This window comes from Nocardioides faecalis, from assembly GCF_018388425.1.
GTDB lineage: Bacteria > Actinomycetota > Actinomycetes > Propionibacteriales > Nocardioidaceae > Nocardioides > Nocardioides faecalis.
This window is the reverse complement of sequence record NZ_CP074406.1, coordinates 500,141-521,542: the sequence shown is the minus strand read 5'-3', so window position 1 is coordinate 521,542 and position 21,402 is coordinate 500,141. Positions and strand designations below refer to the sequence as shown.

The 21,402-nt window shown below is 70.3% G+C and carries 13 protein-coding genes; 3 read left to right on the top strand and 10 right to left on the bottom strand.

Features of this window, described 5'->3' with window-relative positions:
• Nucleotides 1-228: 228 nt before the first annotated feature.
• The 3 genes from KG111_RS02365 to KG111_RS02355 are packed head-to-tail and all read left to right on the top strand — an operon-like array spanning nucleotide 229 to nucleotide 4,590.
• Complete coding sequence (locus KG111_RS02365) at nucleotides 229-1,740, top strand: condensation domain-containing protein (protein WP_205292246.1); 1,512 nt, start codon at nucleotides 229-231, stop codon at nucleotides 1,738-1,740.
• Nucleotides 1,737-3,248: a condensation domain-containing protein gene (locus tag KG111_RS02360; protein ID WP_205292247.1), complete on the top strand. Its 1,512-nt coding sequence runs from the start codon at nucleotides 1,737-1,739 to the stop codon at nucleotides 3,246-3,248. The genes KG111_RS02365 and KG111_RS02360 overlap by 4 nt, the downstream gene beginning before the upstream one ends.
• Nucleotides 3,229-4,590 (top strand): hypothetical protein, encoded by a 1,362-nt coding sequence (locus KG111_RS02355; RefSeq protein WP_205292248.1) that lies wholly within the window; start codon nucleotides 3,229-3,231, stop codon nucleotides 4,588-4,590. The genes KG111_RS02360 and KG111_RS02355 overlap by 20 nt, the downstream gene beginning before the upstream one ends.
• Before the next feature lie 96 nt (nucleotides 4,591-4,686).
• Here KG111_RS02355 and KG111_RS02350 read toward each other — a convergent pair whose 3' ends face one another.
• The 10 genes from KG111_RS02350 to KG111_RS02305 all read right to left on the bottom strand — a co-directional run bounded on the left by KG111_RS02350 (nucleotide 4,687) and on the right by KG111_RS02305 (nucleotide 21,402).
• Nucleotides 4,687-8,547: a DNA-directed RNA polymerase subunit beta' gene (locus KG111_RS02350; RefSeq protein WP_205292249.1), complete on the bottom strand. Its 3,861-nt coding sequence runs from the start codon at nucleotides 8,545-8,547 to the stop codon at nucleotides 4,687-4,689.
• Nucleotides 8,548-8,634: 87 nt separating this feature from the next.
• The gene (gene rpoB / locus KG111_RS02345; protein WP_240195946.1) at nucleotides 8,635-12,126 is read right to left on the bottom strand and encodes a DNA-directed RNA polymerase subunit beta; all 3,492 of its coding nucleotides are present in this window, start codon (nucleotides 12,124-12,126) and stop codon (nucleotides 8,635-8,637) included.
• A 311-nt stretch (nucleotides 12,127-12,437) separates the two neighbouring features.
• Nucleotides 12,438-13,361: a J domain-containing protein gene (locus KG111_RS02340; RefSeq protein WP_205292251.1), complete on the bottom strand. Its 924-nt coding sequence runs from the start codon at nucleotides 13,359-13,361 to the stop codon at nucleotides 12,438-12,440.
• Complete coding sequence (locus KG111_RS02335; protein ID WP_205292252.1) at nucleotides 13,358-14,083, bottom strand: PT domain-containing protein; 726 nt, start codon at nucleotides 14,081-14,083, stop codon at nucleotides 13,358-13,360. Before KG111_RS02335 ends, KG111_RS02340 begins: the two co-directional genes overlap by 4 nt.
• Before the next feature lie 23 nt (nucleotides 14,084-14,106).
• The gene (locus KG111_RS02330; protein ID WP_205292253.1) at nucleotides 14,107-15,417 is read right to left on the bottom strand and encodes an MlaD family protein; all 1,311 of its coding nucleotides are present in this window, start codon (nucleotides 15,415-15,417) and stop codon (nucleotides 14,107-14,109) included.
• The gene (locus KG111_RS02325; protein WP_205292254.1) at nucleotides 15,414-16,949 is read right to left on the bottom strand and encodes an MCE family protein; all 1,536 of its coding nucleotides are present in this window, start codon (nucleotides 16,947-16,949) and stop codon (nucleotides 15,414-15,416) included. Before KG111_RS02325 ends, KG111_RS02330 begins: the two co-directional genes overlap by 4 nt.
• The gene (locus tag KG111_RS02320; protein WP_205292255.1) at nucleotides 16,946-18,076 is read right to left on the bottom strand and encodes an MCE family protein; all 1,131 of its coding nucleotides are present in this window, start codon (nucleotides 18,074-18,076) and stop codon (nucleotides 16,946-16,948) included. Before KG111_RS02320 ends, KG111_RS02325 begins: the two co-directional genes overlap by 4 nt.
• Complete coding sequence (locus tag KG111_RS02315; RefSeq protein WP_205292256.1) at nucleotides 18,073-19,053, bottom strand: MCE family protein; 981 nt, start codon at nucleotides 19,051-19,053, stop codon at nucleotides 18,073-18,075. The genes KG111_RS02320 and KG111_RS02315 overlap by 4 nt, the downstream gene beginning before the upstream one ends.
• A gap of 16 nt (nucleotides 19,054-19,069) precedes the next feature.
• On the bottom strand, nucleotides 19,070-20,110 hold the full coding sequence (locus KG111_RS02310; RefSeq protein WP_240195947.1) for an MCE family protein: 1,041 nt from the start codon (nucleotides 20,108-20,110) through the stop codon (nucleotides 19,070-19,072).
• The gene (locus KG111_RS02305) at nucleotides 20,107-21,402 is read right to left on the bottom strand and encodes an MCE family protein (protein WP_205292257.1); all 1,296 of its coding nucleotides are present in this window, start codon (nucleotides 21,400-21,402) and stop codon (nucleotides 20,107-20,109) included. Before KG111_RS02305 ends, KG111_RS02310 begins: the two co-directional genes overlap by 4 nt.

The window sequence follows — 21,402 nt, the reverse complement described above, 5'->3', positions numbered from 1 at the left end:
CCTCTCCTGTCCTGTTCGCCAGTCGGTTCTGGCCAGGACCCCGGACACCACGGTGTGCCCACGACGTGTGGTCGTGCAGTCAAGTCAGGACCGGTGCGGCATGTCCACCTGGAGTTGGTGTGACCTTGATCTCGGCGACGCCGGGACCGAAGGTGTGGGACGTTGGTCCCCTTCGCGCCGCCCTCGCGTGCGGTGCACTGCGGTGCGGCAGAGGGGCCGTTCCCGCTGATGTCTGACGACGTTCTCGGGGGAGGGCCCATGGAGAACCGCGAATTATCGACCTACCCGCTGCCCGCAGGGACCACGACGACGTGGACCCCGGCAGCACTGGAAGAGGCGTGGCGCGCCGACGATCGGGAGCTGTCCCACGACCACGCCGCCCACCTCGTCTCCGGGAGCGAGGGCTCCTGGATCGGCTGCATCTTCCGGGTGCCGATCGCCTACGACGCCGGCGCCGTACGACGGGCGCTGCGCGCCTGGGTGGCCCGGCACGAGGGCCTGCGCACCACGGTGCGCCCGGCGGTGGATCCGCGCGCGGACGCCACCAGCCCGGCCCGTCCCGAGCCGGCCTCGCCGTGGCGACGCGAGACGTGCGTGCCCGAGGGCGTGGACGTGGTGGCCGGCACCCCGGTGCGGCACGCGGAGGCCGACGGCGTGCGCGCGGAGTTGCTGGAGACCTTCGCCCGGGTCCGGCCGACCCGCTGGCCGCACCTGCTGTTCGCGACCGTGGAGCCGGACGACGACCGCACCGGGTTCCTGCTCGCCTTCGGCGCCGACCACAGCGTGATGGACGGCTACTCGCAGGTGCTGTGGTTCGAGGAGATCCTCACGCTCTACCGCCGGGCGCTCGCCGGTGACACCGACCGCGAGCTGGCCCGCACGGACGCCGGCAGCCATGTCGACTTCGCCTCCTTCGACCGCAGCCTCGGGCGCCTGCTCACCCGCCACGACGCGGCCGTCGTCGCGTGGCGTGACTTCCTCGCCCCCGACGGCGACCCGTCCGGCCCGCCGACCTTCCCGCGCTACCCCGACCCTGCGCTGGCCGAGATGGGCGAGACCCCGGGCCCCTGGCAGGAGTCCTACTACGCGCCGCTGCTCGACGCCGACCAGACCGACGCCGCGAACCGGTGGACCCGCTCGCTGGGCACCGGCCTGCAGGCCCTGGTGATCGGGGCGCTCGCGGCGACGATCTGCGAGCAGGCCGACACCGACCGGCTCGACTTCGTGCTGCCGGTGCACACCCGGCACGAGGCGCGCTACGCCACCGCCATCGGCTGGTTCGTCGGGATCAGCCCGGTCCGGCTCGACCTGTCCGGCACCGAGACGCTGGCCGACGTCGTCGAGCGCACCCAGGGCGTGATGGCGTCGGTCAAGCACGTCGCCCCAAAACCGTTCCCCCGAATCGCCGAGCTGCTCGGGGTCCGCGACGCGCCGCGGTTCGCGATCTCCTACGCCGACGTGCGGCACACGCCGGGCTCGAAGCAGTGGGAGGAGTGGGAGGCGTGCACGCTGCGCAGCCCCGCCCGCAACGCGGAGGAGGTCTACTTCTGGGTGATCCGCTCGCCGCAGGGTCTCGGGGTGGCCGCGCGCTGCCCTTCGGGGATCGTCGCCGCGGAGCGGATGCACGCACTGCTCGACGCCTACCGCGACCTGCTCCGCAGCGCCGTGCGCGCACAGGGTGCCGGCGCGGTGCGCGCCGTCCCGGCGACCGCCGGGCTCTCCGAGCGGGTGCCTGCATGAGGCTGGCCGAGCTCCGCTCCTGGCAGCCGGCGCCGGGCCGGGTCTGGGAGGTGCGCCCCACGGCGGCCACCGTAGAGGCGATCCGCGCGACCTCGAGCGACGCGGGTGCGCCGTCGTTCCTGCAGGCCGACCACCTCGGTGCCTACGCCGCACTCGCGGCGGCCCCGCAACCGGCCCGGCACATGGCGTGGACGGGCATCGTCTCGGCGGTGGAGCGACCCCTGATGCCGCAGCACTGGCTGGACGCTCTCGCCGGGCTGCTCGTCGACCACGAGGGGCAGCGGACCTGGTTCCTCCCGGGCGCCGACGGCCAGCCCGTACGGCGACTGCTGGACGCCGCGGTGGTGCAGGCCCCGGAGGCGTTCGAGCTGGTCGAGCTGGTCGACCTCAGCGCCGCACCGGCCGCACAGTTCGCCGACCGGCTGCATGCCTGGATCGACGAGACGTTCCCGCAGCGGTGCACCCCCGACAGCTGGCCCGCGTTCGGCCTGGTCCTCGTGGAGCGCGAGGCCGAGCTCGAGTTCGCCTGGGCCTGCGACCACGCCTTCACCGACGCCGCCTCGCAGATGATGCTCGGCGTCGAGCTCGCCGAGCGGTACGACGCCCTGCTCACCGAGCGCACCCCGGACCCCGCCTACGTGCCGCCCGCCGCCGAGCGCGGCTCGTTCCTGGTCCACGCGGCCGCGGAGCGGGAGCGCGCGGCGTCGTACTCCCCCGACGCGCCGGAGGTGGCGCGCTGGCGTGAGGTCCTCGGCGCGCAGGGCAACCGGCTGCCGTCGTTCCCGCTCGACCTGGGCCTGGCGGCCGGGGAGAGCGCGCCGGTGCGGATCCTGGAGCACCCGCTGGTCGAGGGTGACGAGCTCGCGGCGCTGGAGCGCCACGTCAAGGCCGCCGGCGCCCGGGTGCCGAGTGCCGTCGTGGCTGCCTGCGCGGTCGCCGAGGCGCGGCTGACCGGCCGGGACCGCTACCTCGGGGTGACCGTGCTGGGCACCCGGGACACGGGGCCGTACGCCCGCGCCCAGGGCTGGTTCTGCAACTTCGCGCCGCTCGAGGTCGACCTGCGCGGCCACGACCGGCTCGCAAGCGTGCTGCCCGTCGCCGAGGCGGCGTTCGCGCAGGCCCGGGCGCTGAACCGGATGCCGGTGCACGTGGCGCTGGGGGTGCTGCTCGCCGAGGGCACGCTCTCGCCGGAGTCCCTCGGCAGCCCGCAGCTGCTCTCCTACCTCGACCTGCGCTGGCTGCCCGGCGCCACCGGTCAGGGCGCGGGTGCCACCGCGTACCGCCGCGGCCTGCACTTCACCGGCGAGGGCCGCACCCGCAACGCGTCGAGCTGGTTCAACCGCGACGCGAACCGGCTCTACGTCGCCGTGCAGGCGCCGGACACCGAGCAGGCGCTGGCGAGCACGGTGCGCTACTACGACGAGGTGCGGGTCGTACTGCGGTCGCTGGCCCACGACGGCGACGCGCCCCTGGGCCTCGGAGCACCCGTTGCGTCTGGCGTCGGCTGAGGACTGGGCACTCCCTGCGGGCCGGCTGCACCTGCTCGAGGTCGTCCCCGACACGGCAGCCCGCCCCACCGGGGTGCCGCTGTCGCTGAACCAGCGCAACCACCTGGCCGCCCTGTCCGGCGGCGGCGCGAGCGTGTGGCTCGCCGGCGCCGGTCACCTGCCGCACCGGCTGGACGCCGCTGACCTGCAGCGGGCGGCGGCGGGCCTGGCACGCCGGCACAGCGCGCTGCAGATGTCCGGCACCGGCGACCCGGGCGCGAGCCACGGCTGGCGGCACCCGCCGGAGTCGTGGACCTACGGGGTCACCTCCCGCGACACCACCGGCGGCGAGCAGGCCCGGCGCCTGCTGCGCGCCCACCTGGACCGCGTCTGCCGGCCGCGGCCGGACGCGCCGGCCTTCACCCTCGCCGCGGTGACGCACCCGGGCGGCACGACCCTGGTCATCGCCGCCGACCACTTCCACCTCGACGCGGTCTCGCTGCCGCTGCTGCTCGACGACGCCGTGGCCCTGCTCGCCCACCCCACTCCCCCGCCCGGCCCGGCCACAGTCGACCTGCCCGAGGCGGGTTGCTTCGTCACCCGGGCCGCCGAGTGGGCGGCCGCCCCCCGCATCGCCGCCGACGACCCGCGGCTCGAGAGGTGGTACGACCTGATGGACCTCACCGGGGACCGGTTGCCGACCTTCCCGCTGGACCTCGGGGTCGGTGCCGGCGAGACGGCGCCCCACCGCAGCGCCTTCGCCCGGATCGCCGATCCTGGTGCGACCGAGGCGCTCACCGAGGCTGGCCGGGCGTTCGGCGCCAGCACCGCCGCCCTGTGCCTGACCACCTTCGCCAACGCCGTACGACGCCTCGGCGGGCCCGACGAGCTGCCCGTGCTGGTGCCGGTGCAGACCCGCGCTGCGGGCGACGAGCGCGCGGTCGGCTGGTTCACCACGACCGTGCCGGTGCTGCTGCACGCCGACGGCGGGCCGTTCGACCCGGCGGCGGTCGCCGCGGCGCTGGCCCGGGGCACCACGGCCGCCGACCTGCCGCTGGACCAGGTGCTCGCCAGTCTGCGCCGACCGCTGGCCCGCGCCCGCAACGACGTCTTCATGCTGTCCTACCTGGACTACCGCCGGGTGCCCGGCCACGAGACCGCCCGGGCCCTGGGTGCGGTGCAGGTCTCGGCGCCCACGGACTGCGACGACGTGCAGGTCTGGGTGGCGCGCACCGCTGAGGGCCTGCAGGCCCGCGTACGGCACCCGGACACCGCGGCCGCGCGACGTACCGTCGCCGATCTCCTGGACGCCTGGACCGCGGAGCTGCGGCGCAGCACGTCGTTGGCCCCCGCCGGCTGCTGAGGCGCCGCGTTCCCGAGGCATCGGGCCCGGACGCGACGAACCCCCGCCGACCGAGGTCGACGGGGGTTCGTACGGGCTGCGCTCGCGCGCTCCGACTCAGTTCTGGTAGGAGCCGAAGTCGAAGTCGTCGAGCGCCACTGCCTGGCCGGTGCCGTTGCCGAACTCGTAGTCGTAGGACTCGTAGCCCGTGACGGCGTACGCCGCGGCGCGCGCCTCCTCGGTCGGCTCGACGCGGATGTTGCGGTAGCGCTCCAGGCCGGTGCCGGCCGGGATCAGCTTTCCGATGATCACGTTCTCCTTCAGGCCGCGAAGGCTGTCGGAACGACCGTTGATCGCCGCGTCGGTGAGCACCCGGGTGGTCTCCTGGAACGAGGCCGCGGAGAGCCACGACTCGGTCGCCAGCGAGGCCTTCGTGATGCCCATCAGCTCGGGACGACCCGAGGCCGGCTTGCCGCCCTCGGAGACCACACGCCGGTTCTCGGACTCGAAGAGCGCCCGGTCCACCAGGTCGGAGGGCAGCAGGTTGGTGTCACCCGACTCGAGCACCGTGATCCGGCGCAGCATCTGCCGCACGATGATCTCGATGTGCTTGTCGTGGATCGACACACCCTGGCTGCGGTACACCTCCTGGACCTCGTCGACGAGGTGCTGCTGCGTCCGGCGGACACCCAGGATGCGGAGCACCTCCTTCGGGTCCGGCGTGCCCTGGGTCAGCGGCTGGCCGACCTCGATGTGCTCGCCGTCGGAGACCAGCAGGCGCGAGCGCCGGCTGACCACGTACTCGATGACGTCGGAGCCGTCGTCGGGGGTGACCAGGACCTTGCGGGCCTTGTCCGTCTCCTCGATCTCCACGCGGCCGGCGGCCTCGGAGATGTGGGTGACACCCTTCGGGGTCCGGGCCTCGAAGAGCTCGACCACGCGGGGCAGACCCTGCGTGATGTCGTCCGCGGAGGCCACACCACCGGTGTGGAACGTACGCATCGTCAGCTGCGTGCCGGGCTCACCGATCGACTGGGCCGCGATGATGCCGACGGCCTCACCGATGTCGACCAGCTTGCCGGTGGCCAGCGAGCGGCCGTAGCACTTCGCGCAGGTACCGGTACGAGCGTCGCAGGTGAGCACCGAGCGGACGGTGACCTTCTCGATGCCGGCCGCGATCAGCTCGGCGATCTTGACGTCACCGAGGTCCTCGCCCGCGGAGGCGAGCAGCTCGCCGGTCTCCGGGTGGGCGATGTCGGTGGCCGCGCTGCGGGCGTAGGCCGCGGTCTCGGCGTTGTCGTCCTTGACCACGACGCCGTCCTCGCCGCGCACGCCGATCACCTTCGGCAGACCGCGCTCGGTGCCGCAGTCCTCCTCACGGATGATGACGTCCTGCGACACGTCGACCAGACGACGCGTGAGGTAGCCCGAGTCGGCGGTCCGCAGCGCGGTGTCCGCCAGACCCTTGCGGGCACCGTGGGTGGAGATGAAGTACTCCAGCACGGACAGGCCCTCACGGAAGTTGGCCTTGATCGGGCGCGGGATGATCTCGCCCTTCGGGTTGGCCACCAGACCACGCATGGCGCCGACCTGACGGATCTGGTTGAAGTTACCCGAGGCGCCCGAGTAGACCTGCATGTAGATCGGGTTCGACGGCTGGGCCCGGAAGGCCTCCTCCATGGCGTCTCCGACCTTCTTGCCGGCCTCGGTCCAGATCTCGATGAGCTCCTGGCGGCGCTCGTCGTCGGTGACCAGACCACGCTCGAACTGCTTCTGGATCTTGGCGGCCTTCTCCTCGAAGCCCGACAGGATCTCGACCTTGTTCTCCGGCGTGGTGACGTCGGCGATCGACACGGTCACGCCGGAGCGGGTCGCCCAGTGGAAGCCGATGTCCTTGAGCGCGTCCAGCGACGCCGCGACCTCGACCTTGCCGTAACGCTCGGCGAGGTCGTTGACGATCGAGCCGAGACGCTTCTTGCCGACCTCCTCGTTCACGAAGGGGTAGTCGGCGGGCAGCGCGTCGTTGAACAGCGTGCGGCCCAGGGTGGTCTCGAGCAGCACCGGGCCCGCCTCGGCACCGGCCACGACGGCGTCGTCCAGGCGGATCCTGACCGCGCTCTGCAGCGTGATCTCGTTGCGGTCGTAGGCCATGATCGCCTCGGCCTGCGAGGAGAACACCCGGCCCTCGCCCACGGAGCCCGGACGGGGGGTCGTGAGGAAGAACAGGCCGATGATCATGTCCTGGGTGGGCATGGTCACCGGACGGCCGTCCGACGGCTTGAGGATGTTGTTCGTCGACAGCATCAGGATCCGGGCCTCGGCCTGCGCCTCGGCGGACAGCGGCAGGTGCACCGCCATCTGGTCACCGTCGAAGTCCGCGTTGAACGCGGTGCACACGAGCGGGTGGATCTGGATGGCCTTGCCCTCGATCAGCTGCGGCTCGAAGGCCTGGATGCCGAGGCGGTGCAGGGTGGGGGCGCGGTTCAGCAGCACCGGGTGCTCGGTGATGACCTCCTCGAGCACGTCCCACACGACCGGACGGCCGCGCTCGACCATCCGCTTGGCGGACTTGATGTTCTGCGCGTGCGACAGGTCGACGAGGCGCTTCATCACGAACGGCTTGAACAGCTCCAGCGCCATCTGCTTGGGCAGACCGCACTGGTGCAGCTTCAGCTGCGGACCCGACACGATGACCGAACGGCCCGAGTAGTCCACGCGCTTGCCGAGCAGGTTCTGACGGAAACGACCCTGCTTGCCCTTGAGCATGTCGGACAGCGACTTCAGCGGCCGGTTGCCCGGGCCGGTGACGGGACGACCACGGCGACCGTTGTCGAACAGCGAGTCGACGGCCTCCTGCAGCATCCGCTTCTCGTTGTTGACGATGATCTCGGGCGCGCCGAGGTCCAGGAGCCGCTTGAGGCGGTTGTTCCGGTTGATGACGCGGCGGTACAGGTCATTCAGGTCGGAGGTCGCGAAGCGGCCACCGTCCAGCTGCACCATCGGGCGCAGGTCCGGCGGGATGACCGGAACGGCGTCGAGGACCATGCCCTCGGGCTTGTTGCCGGTCTTGCGGAACGCGTCGACGACCTTGAGGCGCTTGAGGGCGCGGACCTTGCGCTGGCCCTTGCCGGTGGCGATGGTCTCGCGCAGCGACTCGACCTCGGCCTCGATGTCGAAGTTCTGCAGGCGCTTCTGGATCGCCGTGGCGCCCATGTGGCCCTCGAAGTACTTGCCGAACCAGTTGCGCATCTCGCGGTAGAGGACCTCGTCGCCCATCAGGTCCTGGACCTTCAGGCTCTTGAACGTGTCCCACACCTCGTCGAGGCGGTCGAGCTCGCGCTGGGCGCGGTCGCGCAGCTGCTTGAGCTCGCGCTCGGCGCCGTCGCGCACCTTGCGGCGCTGGTCGGCCTTGGCACCCTCGGCCTCGAGCGCGGCGAGGTCCTCCTCGAGCTTCTTGGTGCGGTCCTCGAGGCCGGAGTCGCGGCGCTTCTCGATGCTCTGACGCTGCAGGCCGATCTTGGCCTCCAGGTCGGGCAGGTCGCGGTGCCGGGCGTCCTCGTCGACGGAGGTGATCATGTAGGCCGCGAAGTAGATGACCTTCTCGAGGTCCTTCGGGGCCAGGTCGAGGAGGTAGCCGAGGCGGCTCGGGACACCCTTGAAGTACCAGATGTGGGTGACCGGCGCGGCGAGCTCGATGTGGCCCATCCGCTCGCGGCGGACCTTCGAACGGGTCACCTCGACGCCGCAGCGCTCGCAGATGATGCCCTTGAAGCGCACGCGCTTGTACTTGCCGCAGTAGCACTCCCAGTCCCGGGTGGGACCGAAGATCTTCTCACAGAAGAGTCCGTCACGCTCGGGCTTGAGCGTGCGGTAGTTGATGGTCTCCGGCTTCTTGACCTCGCCGTGGCTCCAGGTGCGGATGTCGTCCGCGGTGGCCAGGCCGATCTTGAGCTGGTCGAAGAAGTTAACGTCGAGCACGATGGCTGCTGTCCTTCGTTAGATCTGTGCAGAGTGAGGCTGGGGACTGAGGCGGTACGGCGGCCCGGAGGCCGCCGTACCGACGGCTCAGACTTCTTCGACGGTCGAGGGCTCGCGACGCGACAGGTCGATGCCGAGCTCCTCGGCGGCGCGGAAGACGTCCTCCTCCGCGTCGCGCATCTCGATGGTGGAGCCGTCCTGGGACAGCACCTCCACGTTGAGGCACAGCGACTGCATCTCCTTGACGAGAACCTTGAACGACTCGGGGATGCCGGAGTCGGGGATGTTCTCGCCCTTGACGATGGCCTCGTAGACCTTCACGCGGCCCGGCACGTCGTCAGACTTGATCGTGAGCAGCTCCTGCAGGGCGTAGGCGGCGCCGTACGCCTCCATCGCCCAGACCTCCATCTCACCGAACCGCTGGCCACCGAACTGGGCCTTACCGCCCAGCGGCTGCTGCGTGATCATCGAGTAGGGGCCGGTCGAGCGCGCGTGGATCTTGTCGTCGACGAGGTGGTGCAGCTTCAGGATGTACATGTAGCCCACCGACACCGGCTCCTTGAACGGCTCGCCGGAGCGGCCGTCGAACAGGTGCGCCTTGCCGGACTCGTCGATCAGGCGGTCGCCGTCGCGGGTCGGCAGGGTCGAGCCCAGGAGGCCGATGATCTCGTCCTCGCGAGCACCGTCGAAGACCGGCGTCGCGACCTTCGTGTTCGGCTCGGCCGTCTCGACGCCGATCGAGATGAGCCGCTGCTTCCAGTCGGAGTTCTCGGGGTCGCCGGACAGGTTGATGTCCCAGCCCTGCTTGCCGAGCCAGCCGAGGTGCAGCTCGAGGATCTGCCCGATGTTCATGCGTCGCGGCACACCGAGCGGGTTGAGGACCACGTCCACCGGGGTGCCGTCCTCCATGAACGGCATGTCCTCGACGGGCAGGATCTTCGCGATGACGCCCTTGTTGCCGTGACGGCCGGCGAGCTTGTCACCCACGGAGATCTTCCGCTTCTGCGCGACGTAGACGCGCACCAGCTGGTTGACCCCCGGCGGGAGCTCGTCGCCCTCGTCGCGGTCGAAGACCCGGACGCCGATGACCGTGCCGGTCTCGCCGTGCGGGACCTTCATCGAGGTGTCGCGGACCTCGCGCGCCTTCTCACCGAAGATCGCGCGGAGCAGCCGCTCCTCAGGCGTCAGCTCGGTCTCGCCCTTGGGCGTGACCTTGCCGACGAGCAGGTCGCCGTCGCGGACCTCGGCGCCGATGCGGATGATGCCGCGCTCGTCGAGGTCGGCCAGCATCTCCTCGGAGATGTTCGGGATGTCCCGGGTGATCTCCTCGGGGCCCAGCTTGGTGTCGCGCGCGTCGACCTCGTGCTCCTCGATGTGGATCGAGGTGAGGACGTCCTCCTGCACCAGGCGCTGCGAGAGGATGATGGCGTCCTCGTAGTTGTGGCCCTCCCACGGCATGAACGCCACGAGCAGGTTGGTGCCGAGCGCCATCTCCGCGTTGTCGGTGCAGGGACCGTCGGCGATCGGCGAGCCGACCTCGAGCCGGTCGCCCACCTCGACCAGCGGCCGCTGGTTGATGCAGGTGCCCTGGTTGGAGCGCTTGAACTTCGCGAGCCGGTACGACGAGTAGCTGCCGTCGTCGTTCATGGTCTCGATCAGGTCGGCCGAGACCGACTTGACCACACCGGCGGCGGTCGCGACGACCACGTCCCCGGCGTCGACCGCGGCGCGGTACTCGATGCCGGTGCCGACGATCGGCGAGTCGCTGCGGATCAGCGGCACGGCCTGACGCTGCATGTTGGCGCCCATGAGCGCACGGTTGGCATCGTCGTGCTCGAGGAACGGGATCAGGGCCGTGGCCACCGACACCATCTGACGCGGCGACACGTCCATGTAGTCGACATCGTCGGCCAGGACCTCGGAGACCTCGCCCCGGCGCTGGCGCACCAGCACCCGCTCCTCGACGAAGCGGCCGGCGGCGTCGAGCCCGGCGTTGGCCTGCGCGATGACGTAACGGTCCTCGTCGTCGGCGGTGAGGTAGTCGATCTTGTCGGTGACGACACCGTTCTCGACCTTGCGGTACGGCGTCTCGACGAAGCCGAACGGGTTGATCCGGCCGTAGGAGGCCAGCGAGCCGATCAGACCGATGTTCGGGCCCTCAGGGGTCTCGATCGGGCACATGCGGCCGTAGTGCGACGGGTGGACGTCACGGACCTCCATGCCGGCGCGGTCACGGGACAGACCGCCCGGGCCGAGCGCGGAGAGGCGACGCTTGTGCGTCAGCCCCGCGATCGGGTTGGTCTGGTCCATGAACTGCGAGAGCTGGGAGGTTCCGAAGAACTCCTTCAGCGCAGCGACCACGGGGCGGATGTTGATCAGCGACTGCGGCGTGATCGCCTCGACGTCCTGAGTCGTCATCCGCTCGCGGACCACCCGCTCCATCCGGGCCAGGCCGGTGCGGAGCTGGTTCTGGATGAGCTCGCCGACCGTACGCATCCGGCGGTTGCCGAAGTGGTCGATGTCGTCGGAGGAGATCTCCAGCGGAGTCTCGGCGCCGACCTCGAGGTGGGTGCGGCCGTCGTGCAGCGCGACGATGTAGCGGATGGTCGCGACCATGTCCGCGATCGTCATCGTCTGCTTGTCGAACGGCTGGTCCTGGCCGAGCTTCTTGTTGATCTTGTACCGGCCGACCTTGGCGAGGTCGTAGCGCTTCGGGTTGAAGTAGTAGTTCTTCAACAGCGTCAGCGCGGCCTCGCGCGTCGGCGGCTCGCCCGGGCGCAGCTTGCGGTAGATGTCGAGCAGCGCGTCGTCGGGCCCCGAGGTGTTGTCCTTCTCCTCGGTCAGCTGGATCGACTCGAAGGTGCGCAGGTCGGCCATGACGGCCTCGTAGTCGTACTCCTCGCCGGTGTCCTCGGCGACGGCCTGGAGGGCCTTGAGCAGCACGGTGACGTTCTGCTTGCGCTTGCGGTCGAGGCGGACGCCGACCAGGTCGCGCTTGTCGATCTCGAACTCGAGCCACGCGCCGCGGCTCGGGATCAGCTTGGCCGTGTAGATGTCCTTGTCGGACGTCTTGTCGGCGGAGCGCTCGAAGTAGACACCGGGCGAGCGGACCAGCTGCGAGACGACGACACGCTCGGTGCCGTTGATCACGAACGTGCCCTTGGGGGTCATGAGCGGGAAGTCGCCCATGAAGACCGTCTGGCCCTTGATCTCACCGGTCTCGTTGTTGGTGAACTCAGCCGAGACGTAGAGCGGCGCGGAGTAGGTGAGGTCCTTCTCCTTGCACTCGTCGACCGTGTACTTGGGGTCGTAGAACACAGGGTTCTCGAACGACAGCGACATGGTCTCCGAGAAGTCCTCGATCGGAGAGATCTCCTCGAAGATCTCCTCCAGTCCGGACTTGAAGGTTGCGTCCTCACCCGCGTCGATGCGGGCCTGGATGCGGGCCTGGTGGGCCTCGTTGCCGATCAGCCAGTCGAAGCTGTCGGTCTGGAGCGAGAGGAGCTGCGGCAGTGCCAGCGGCTCAGAGATCTTCGCGAAAGAAATGCGGGACTTACCGGGGGTGGTGCGCGCGGCCAAGAGTTGTCCTTCGACGGTTCGACTCTTCGAGTGCGTCGCCCCCCACGTCATCGGCCACCGGGCAGGCCGAAGCGCATCTGAGGGCAGGCGCAAAGAGCCACGATACACCACGGAAGCGGGCACGGCAAAGAAAGCCGGTCATCCGCTTCGATGGACCCGATCCTCCCACGACGCCGTGCTCAGATCGATGGTCGATCATGCAAGCGACGCCCCGTCGAGGTCAAGCAGCCTCGCCGGGCGCGGTGGAGAACCTACGCGGCCGAAGGCGCTTCGCGCGCGTCGTACCCGGGCCTGTCGGCCAGGTGGACGGCTCAGCCGCAGGAGTCGTCGGTGCAGAGGTCGTCGAGCAGCCAGCGGCCGTCGTCGCTCTCGCGCACCAGCGACATGGTCGCCCACATCCGCAGCACGAAGGGCTGGCTGTCGGCCTTCTCGACGTACTGGTCGATGAAGGCCACCACGGTCGCCCGGCGCCCGGCGGGGTCGACCCGGGTGAGCGCGGTGCCGGCGGCCTTCGCCTCGACGACCACCTTCTGGGCCTGCGCCTCCTTGGTCAGCTCCGACCAGGCGGCCTTCTGCTTGTCGGCCATCCGGTCCGTGAGGTGGCCCGTGAGCCGCTCCAGGTCGGCCGGCATCGTCTGGTGGTTGTACGACAGCACCGGGGCGACCATCTTCTCCGCGGCGCCCTCGGCCGAGATCGCCGCGCGCTCCTGGCGGGTGCTGCGCTCGGCGACGTCCTTCGGGGGCTCGTCGGCGCGCGCCCCGGGCAGGGTCAGCACCCACACCGCGAGCACGGCCGAGAGCAGCGCCGCGATCCCGACGGCCACCAGGACGGGGGTCGTGGGACCGGTCGGGTCGGGAACGGCGGCGTCGTCGGTGCCGTCGGTGTCGGTCTCGGTGTCGGTCTCGGTGTCGGTGTCGTCCGGGGACGCGTCGGCGGTCGTGGCGTCCTCGGCCGCGGTGTCCTCGGCGACCGGCTCCTCGGGCTCGGCGGACGGCTCCGCCTCCTCGGCGGCCGCAGCCGCGGCGCTCTCCTCCGCCTCCCGGGCGGCGGCCAGCTCGGCGTCGTACGCCGCGCGCTTGTCGGCGTCGAGCAGCACCCCGGCGGCGTCGCTGTAGGCCCGGAAGCGGCGCTCGGTCGGGTCGAGGTCGGCGATCGCGGACTTCCACGCCGCCCGGATCTCCTCGGTCGACGCGGTCTCCTCGACGTCGAGGAGGTCGTAGAGGTTCGCGCTCACGGGGTCTCCTCCTGAGCCGGTCCGGCCGGGGTCGAGGTCTCGCTCGACGGCTGGCCCGACGGCTGCTCGGACGGCTGCTCGGAGGCCTGGTCCGAGGGGGCCTGGTCCGGCTCGCCCTGGGAGTCGGCGAAGGAGCCGAGCTCGTCGTCGAGGTCGTCGAGGTCGTCGACCTTCCAGGTGCCGTCGATCTTCACGAGCGAGACCTGGTAGCGGAAGCGCACAGGCTCGAAGCCGACCCTGTCGCCGTCGGCCCCGGCTGCGTCGTCCTCGGGTGCCTTGCCGTCCTCGGCGATGGATGCGGGGTAGGAGAAGGTGACGATGCCGGCGACCAGGAGCTCGGCGGAGTCCTCGTCGATCGCGGCCACCCCGACGGCGTGCACCTGGCCGGCGCGCTCGATCCCGGTCTCCGCGACGGTCTGCTCGGCGTAGCCGACGTTCGTGCCGAACACCTTCGCGAACTTCGCCGACATCAGCTCACCGACCGCGGCGTAGTCCGGCATCGTGCCGTCGTCCGCGAGCAGGCCGGGGCCGTAGGTGTTGAACCGCTCGACGAAGGTGCGCGCGGCGGCGAGCGCCTTCTCGCGCTCCTGTGAAGGGTCCGGGGCGGGGTCGATCAGCGAGTCGAGGCGGCTCACCGGGTTGCCGCCGGCCCCCCGGTCGAGCACCAGGTACGCCGAGGCGCCCAGCGCGGCCACGAGGACCCCGACCAGCAGGCCGAGCACGGCCCAGCGCCTGCGCGCTCCCCCTAGCGGTCGAGCATCGGTTGGACGTACAGCCACTTCCACGAGTCCTTCCCCAGCGACGGAGGCGTCACGCTACCGCGGGCAGTGGGGGCCGCCCCCGAGGCACCCCAGGTCAGCTCGCCGGTGGTCGCGTCGTAGCTCGCCACGACGTCGTCGGTGCCGATGGCGGCCGGCGCGATGCGGGGCAGGTTCTGCGGCCCACGCGGGTTCGACTTGGTGATCGGCTCGGTGCATCGCGCGTCGCTGGGCATCGGGGCGTTGCCCCGGTCGGACTCGGGGTGGCGGCGCTCCTTGACGTAGCCCTCCCGGCACAGCGCGGGCCCGGGCAGGCCCGGGATCTCCTGGCTCAGCACCAGACCGAAGTGGGCGTCGTAGAAGCCCGAGCCGCCCTCCGAGGGAGACTTCTTGCCGACCACCGTCAGCCCACCGAGCACCGCCCACGGGTAGACGACGAGCATCTGCTTGAGGCCGGGAAGGTGCTGGACGACGACCTCGTTGGTGGCGACCAGGTTGGCGAGCAGCTCACTGAGCTCGACGCCGTTCTGCTCCAGCAGGGTGCGCAGCTGGGTGGCGGTCACCGAGCCGTTGTCGATCACCGTGCGCAGGTCGTCGTCGGCGCCGGCGAGCGCACCGGAGAACTTCGAGAGCTGGTCGGCGAAGGTGCGCAGCGACGACTCGGTCGCGATCTGGCCGTTGAGGACCGTGTTGGCGTCGCGGATCAGCGCCGTGGTCAGGTCGAAGTTCTCGTCGGCGGTCTCGATGAACGAGTTGCCGGTGTCGATGATCTTCTGCAGGTCCTCGCCGGCGCCGCCGAACGCCCGGCCGAGCTCGGCCACGGTCGTCTGCAGGGCCTCGCGGTCCACGCTGGCCACGGTGGCGGAGATGTCGGCGAGCAGCTTCTCGGTGGCGATCGGGGTGGCGACGTCGTCGATCTCCGAGCCGTCCGCGAGGAACGGACCGCCGTCGACCTGCGGCTGCAGCTCGACGTACTGCTCGCCGACGGCCGAGCGGTTGCCGACGAGCGCGATCGTGTCGGCGGGGATCCGGTCCCACTCCTTGTCGATCTCGAGCACCACGTCGACGCCGTCCTCGGTCAGCACGAGCTCGCCGACCTTGCCGATCTGCACCCCGCGGTAGGTCACCTCGGCACCGGAGAAGATGCCGCCGGAGGTCGGGTAGTGCGCCACCACGGTGTAGGAGCGGTCGACCACCAGCCGGTCGAGCTGGGCGTAGCGGGCGCCGACGAACGACACCCCGACGAGCGTGATCAGGGCGAAGACGACGAGCTGCACCTTGGTGCGGCGGGTGATCACCGTGCTGCCTCCTTCGGGCTCGCCGACGCCAGCAGCGGTCCGGCATAGAGCGAGACCATGTCCACGTCGTACGCCGTGTCGAACTCACGCCACATCTCGTCGACCTGGGTCTCACCACCGGGCGCGGGCCGGTTCAGGCCGCCGCCACCGAACACGCTGCCCAGCAGGTTGCCGAGCGGGTTCCCGGTCGCCGGCCCCTGCTTCGAGCCGCCGGAGCCGCCCGACTTGGCGTTGCCGCTCGCACCGCCCTTCGCACCGCCCTTGCCGCCGGCGTTGTTCTTGGCGTTGCCGCCGAGCGCGCCGGAGAGCCCCTCGAGCACCGAGCACAGCGCCGGGATGCCGTCGCAGAGGTTGTCGAACAGGTACTCCGGCAGCTTCGCGCAGTCCGCCGGCACGAACGGCGCCTTCACGCAGGACTGCAGCGTCTCGCGGACCCCGTTGCACAGGTTCTTGATGTTCAGCAGCTCGTTGATCGGCAGGTCCGGCAGGTCGTTGAGCAGGAAGCAGAAGTCCGGGATGTCGAGGTTGCCCAGGTCCAGGGCGAGGTCGACCGAGAGGTTGACGTAGTCGCCCATGTGCAGGTTGCGGGCCACCGCCGGGTCCCGGCCCACCGCCTCGTCGATGAACGGGTAGGTGAGGAAGGTGCTGAACCCGTCGACGAAGTCGTCGCCGGCCTTCACGACCTGGGTGAGGATCGGGTCCAGCTGCTTGAGCGCCTCGACCGTGTTGGCCCGGGTGGTCTTGATGACCCGGACGCCGACGTCGCTGAGCTCGGTCAACCCCTCCAGCATCGCCACCAGGTCCTCACGCTGACGCTCCAGGGAGTCCAGCGCGCTGGGCAGCTCGTCCAGGGCCAGGTCGATGCTGTCCTGGTGGGTGCGGGCGGTGACCGCCAGCCGGTTGACCGACTCGATGGCGGCGACGATGTCGCCCTTGCGCTCGTCGAGCTGTCCCATGAGCGAGGAGACCTGGGTGAGCACCGAGCGTGCGGAGTCCTCACGGCCCGCGAGCGCCAGGTTGAGCTCCTGGGAGATCGTCTTCAGCTGGGCCACCCCACCGCCGTTGAGGATCAGGCTGAGCGCGCCCAGCACCTCCTCGACCTCGGGGTTGCGGCCGCCGTCCTCGATGACGTCGCCGTGGGAGAGCTCCCCCTTCGCACCCGACGCGGGGACCGCCAGGGACACGAACTTCTCCCCCAGCAGGCTGGTCTGGCGGATGGAGGCGACCGCGTTGTCGGGCAGGTCGACGTCGTTGCGCAGCTCCAGCTCGACGACGGCGCGGTAGCCGTCGAGGCGGACGTCGGTGACCTGGCCGACGGAGACGTCATTGACCTTGACCGAGGACTTGGGCACCAGGTCCAGCACGTCGTCGAACTTCACGGTGACCGCGATCGGGTCCTTGCCCGTGTCGGTGCCGCCGGGCATCGGCAGCTGGTAGACGTCGAAGTCGCAGCCGGTCAGCAGCACCAGGCCGAGACCGAGGGCGAGCGCCGCACGGGCGCGGGCACGCAGCGTGGCGAGCGGGCGCTTCACGGCGTCACCTCCACGAGACCGTTGAGGGTCGGGTCGTAGGGCTGGTTGGCCCAGGAACCGGTGCCGAACGGCGCGCTGCGCGGCAGCAGGGTGTTGACGAGCTTGCACACCTCGCCCTTCGTGTCCACCGACGCGGTCAGCGCGCACAGCACGCTGGCCGGGTCGGAGGTGAGCTCGTTGACCAGGTTGCCGATGTTGGCGTTGACGTCGAGCGTGCCGTTGCCGGGGTTGTAGGTGTGGTACAGGTTCGTCAGGGCCAGCGGCCCGGCCTGGAGGATCTCGTCGAGCGCGGCCCGCTGGCGCACCAGCAGCTTGGCGACCCGGTTGACGTCCTTGATGTTGCGACCCAGGACCTCGCGGTTGGTCTTCACGAACGTGCCGACCTCCTTGAGCGCCACACCCAGGTTGGACAGCGCGCTGGTCAGCTCCCGGCGCTCCTCGGCGAGCAGCTTGGACACGCTGCCCAACGACCGGTTGAAGTCGCGCACCGTGTCGTCGCCCTCGGCCAGCGTCTTGATGAAGCCCTCGAGCTTCTCGGCCGACTCGAACAGGTCGTCCTTGTTGTTGTCGAGGGTCTCGCTGAACTTGCCGAAGTCCTTGATCGTCTGGTTGAACGCCTCGCCCTGGCCGCCGAAGTTGGCGGCGGTCTGCTCCAGCAGGTCGGACAGCGCGCCGTCGCGGTTCGCCCCGTCGGGGCCCAACGCGACGGTCAGGTCGTCGATGCTGGAGTAGATCTCGTCGAGCTCCAGCGGCACCGCGCCCTCGGCCTTGATGACGGTGTTGTCCGCGAGGACCGCACCCTCGGTGTAGGCGGGCGTCAGCTGCACGTAGCGGTCCCCGACCACCGACGGGGAGACGATCGCGGCCTTCGCACCGGCCGGGACCTCGACCTCCTCGTCGTAGGTCATGACGACCTTGACCTGCGTGCCCTCGGGGACGATCTCGTTCACCCTGCCCACCGGGATGCCGAGCACCCGCACGTCGGAGCCCTCGTAGAGGGAGACGGTGCGCGGGAAGTAGGCGGTGACGGTCTTGGTCCCCGACGAGCCGCCGAACATCCACACCACCCCGGTGACGACCAGGAGCAGGATGATGCCCAGCGGGAGCCAGCGGCGTGCGGCGCTCATCCGACACCCACCCCCACTCCGGGGCCGGGGACCGGCGGGAGGTTGAAGATGTAGGTGTCGAACCACGGTCCGTTGCCCAGGGTGCTGGCGAAGACCCGGTAGAACGGCGCCATCACCCGCAGCGACTCCTCCACGTTGTCCTCGTTCTTCTTGATCACCTGGAGCACCGAGTCGAGGTGGTCCAGCGCGGGCTTGAGGTCGTCATCGGTCTCGCGCACCAGCGAGGTCAGCTTGGTGCTCAAGGTGCTCGTGGACTCCAGCAGCCGGTGGATCTGCGCCTTGCGCAGCACCAGCGCCTTGAACAGGCTGTCGGCGTCCGCCATGAGCGCGACGATCTCCTCGTCGCGGGAGTCGAGCACGGTGGAGACCCGGTTGAGGTTCTTGAGCAGGGAGTTGATCTCCTCGTCGCGCGAGGCGACGACCTTGGACAGCGCGGAGACGCCGTCGAGGGCGGCCCGGAACTCCTCCGGGGTGTTGCGGGTGAGGTCCGCGAGTGTCGTCAACGACGCGGCGAGCTGGTCGGTGTTGATGTCCTCCGACGTCTGGGCCAGGCCCTCGAACGCGTCGACGACGTCGAACGGGGAGCTGGTCCGTTCCAGCGAGATCGTGGCGCCGGCGGCGAGCTCGCCGTCGCCGGCCGGGGTCAGCGCGAGGTACATCGACCCCAGGATCGTCTTCACCTTGATGTCGGCCCGGGTGCCCTCGCCGAGCTTGGCGGCGGTGCGGATCTTGAAGGCCACCTTCACCGAGTCTCCGTCGAGCCCCATCTCGGTCACCTTGCCGACGCGGACCCCGGCGATACGGACCTCGTCGTTGACCTTCAGGCCGCCGGCCTCGCTGAACGTGGCGTAGTAGGTGTCCCCTCCCCCGATCAGGGGCAGGTCCTGGGCACGCAGCGCAGCCACGAAGACCAGGACCAGCGTGGCCAGGCTGATCGCCCCGATCGTCACCGGGTTGCGTTCACGGAACGGCTTCATCGCTCGCTCACTCCCCTCATTTGAGCGTGCACCGATCGGCGCCGATGTTGTAGCGCGCGCGCAGCGGCGACGGCAGACCGGGGACCTTGATGGTCGCCTTGAAGTGACAGAGGTAGAAGTTGAACCAGGAGCCGTACGTCGCCGTGCGCCCGAGCTTGGTCATCTTGATCGGCAGCACCTGCAGGCCACGGTCGATCTCCTTGCGGTTGACGTCGAGGGTGCGCAGGACCTTGCGCAGCTGCTTGATGTCGCGGACCAGGGGGTCCTCGGCCTCGGAGACCAGGGCGGCGGTCTGCACGGAGAGCTCGGAGATCGAGTCGAGCGAGGACAAGATGGCCTCGCGGTCGTCGTTCAGGCCACCGACCAGGGTGCGGAAGCTGTCGATCAGCCGGGTCAGCTGCGCGTCGCGGTCCGCGACGTGGTCGAGCACGTAGTCCAGGTTCTCCAGCAGGTCGCCGATCACCTTGTCCCGGTCGGCCAGGGTCCGGGTCACCGAGGCGGTGCTGGACAGCAGGCCCTCCAGCGTGCCGCCCTCTCCCTGGAAGACCTGGACGATCTCGTAGGACAGCTTGTTGATGTCGTCCGGCGAGAGCGCCTGGAACAGCGGCTTGAACCCGTTGAACAGCACCGTCAGGTCGAGGGCGGGCTTCGTCCGCTCCACCGGCAGTACGTCGTCCTCCGCCAGGCGCTTGCCGCCCTCACCCTCCTGCTTCAGCGAGATGTAGCGCTGCCCGATCAGGTTGCGGTAGCGGATGGCGGCGTGGGTGGAGGAGTCGATGACCGTGTCGGCGTCCACGTCGAAGGAGACCTTCGCGCGGTTGCCGTCGACCACCTCGATGCCCTTCACCGTGCCGACCTTGACGCCCGCGATGCGGATGTCGTCACCGGCGTTCACGCCGGTGACGTCGACGAACTCGGCGGCGTACGACCGCGTGCTGCCGAAGGAGATGTTGCCGATCGTGACGATCAGGACGCTGGTGGCCAGCGCGGTCGTCACCATGAAGACGACCAGGCGGACGAGGTCGCCGCTGGTGCGCTTGTCGAGTCCGCGGATCATCGGTCCTCACCTGCTCGTGCCTCGGTACCGGCGGCGACCGACTCCGCGACCACCGGGCCGGCGAGCAGCACGTTGAGGTCGGTGCCGCTTCCCAGCCGCTCGGCCAGCACGGTCCGCAGCGCCGCGACGTCGTCGGGCGTGCCGAAGTAGCCGGCGCCGGAGCCACCGGGCGCCACCCGGCCGTTGCCCTTCTCGGTGTTGCGGGACAGGCCGTCGTTGATGCGCGGGACGCCCGGGGCGGGGTTCCACTGGCTGTACGGCGTGTTGGGCAGCCCTTGGCAGTCGGGACCCGTGTCGGTGCCGAAGAACGGGGCGTCGTCGGGGGTGTAGGCCCGCGGCTGGTCCTTCAGCGTCTCCAGCACGATGTGCAGCTCGTGGCCGCGGAACGCCTCAGCGAGCATGCCCTGGTTCTTGACGATGCCGGCCGCCAGGCAGGGGATCACCGGCGAGTAGCGGGCCAGTGCCTTGAGCACCGGCACGCTGGTCCGGCCGAGCCGGTCCAGCCGCTCCGCGTTGGCGTCGAGGAAGGAGCGTGCCGTGGCGGAGAAGCTGCGGATGTCGCGCAGCGTGGCGGTCAGCGCCGCCTCGCGCTCCTCCAGGGTGCCCGTCGTCTTCACCGTGTCTTCCAGGATCTGTGCCACCTCGGGCAGGATGTCGGCGTAGATGTCGGAGACCTCCGAGGTCAGCTCGAGGTCCTCGAGCAGCGCGGGGATCTGCGGGTTGAGCCGCTTCAGGTAGGAGTCGAGCCGCTCGATGTTCTGGCCCAGCTGCTCGCCGCGGCCGTCGAGCGCCGTGGCCAGCGCGGTGAGGGTCATGTTGAGCTCCGCCGGCTGCACCGCCCGCAGCAGCGGGTAGAGGTCGGAGAGCACCTCCTCCACCTCCGTGCCGACCTCCGTGCGGTCGACCACGGCGCCGGCGCGGATGGTGCCGCTGCCGCCGGTCTCGGGGATCTCCAGCGAGACGTACTTCTCGCCGAACAGCGTCTTGGGGACGATCGAGCCGGTCACGTTGGCCGGGATCAGGTCGACCTTGTCGGGATAGAGCCCGAGCGTCAGCTCCGCGCCCTCCGCGTTGCCGGCGCGGGCCTCGAGGACCTCGCCGACGAGCACGCCACGGACCTTGACGTCGGCCCGGATCGGCAGCTGGAGGCCGATCTTCGAGGTCTGCAGCGTGATCCGCTCGTAGTCGGCGAACTTCTTGGTGAACGTCGCGTACGTCAGCCACGCCGAGAGCACCAGCAGCGCGAGGAAGACGACGCCGAGCGTCCTGTAGGCACCGAGGACCTTGTTCAT

Coding starts and splice junctions, on each gene's coding strand:
- KG111_RS02365 (WP_205292246.1), top strand. CDS start 229: ATGTCTGACGACGTTCTCGGGGGAGGGCCCATGGAGAACCGCGAATTA.
- KG111_RS02360 (WP_205292247.1), top strand. CDS start 1,737: ATGAGGCTGGCCGAGCTCCGCTCCTGGCAGCCGGCGCCGGGCCGGGTC.
- KG111_RS02320 (WP_205292255.1), bottom strand. CDS start 18,076: ATGAGCGCCGCACGCCGCTGGCTCCCGCTGGGCATCATCCTGCTCCTG.
- KG111_RS02315 (WP_205292256.1), bottom strand. CDS start 19,053: ATGAAGCCGTTCCGTGAACGCAACCCGGTGACGATCGGGGCGATCAGC.
- KG111_RS02310 (WP_240195947.1), bottom strand. CDS start 20,110: ATGATCCGCGGACTCGACAAGCGCACCAGCGGCGACCTCGTCCGCCTG.
- KG111_RS02305 (WP_205292257.1), bottom strand. CDS start 21,402: ATGAACAAGGTCCTCGGTGCCTACAGGACGCTCGGCGTCGTCTTCCTC.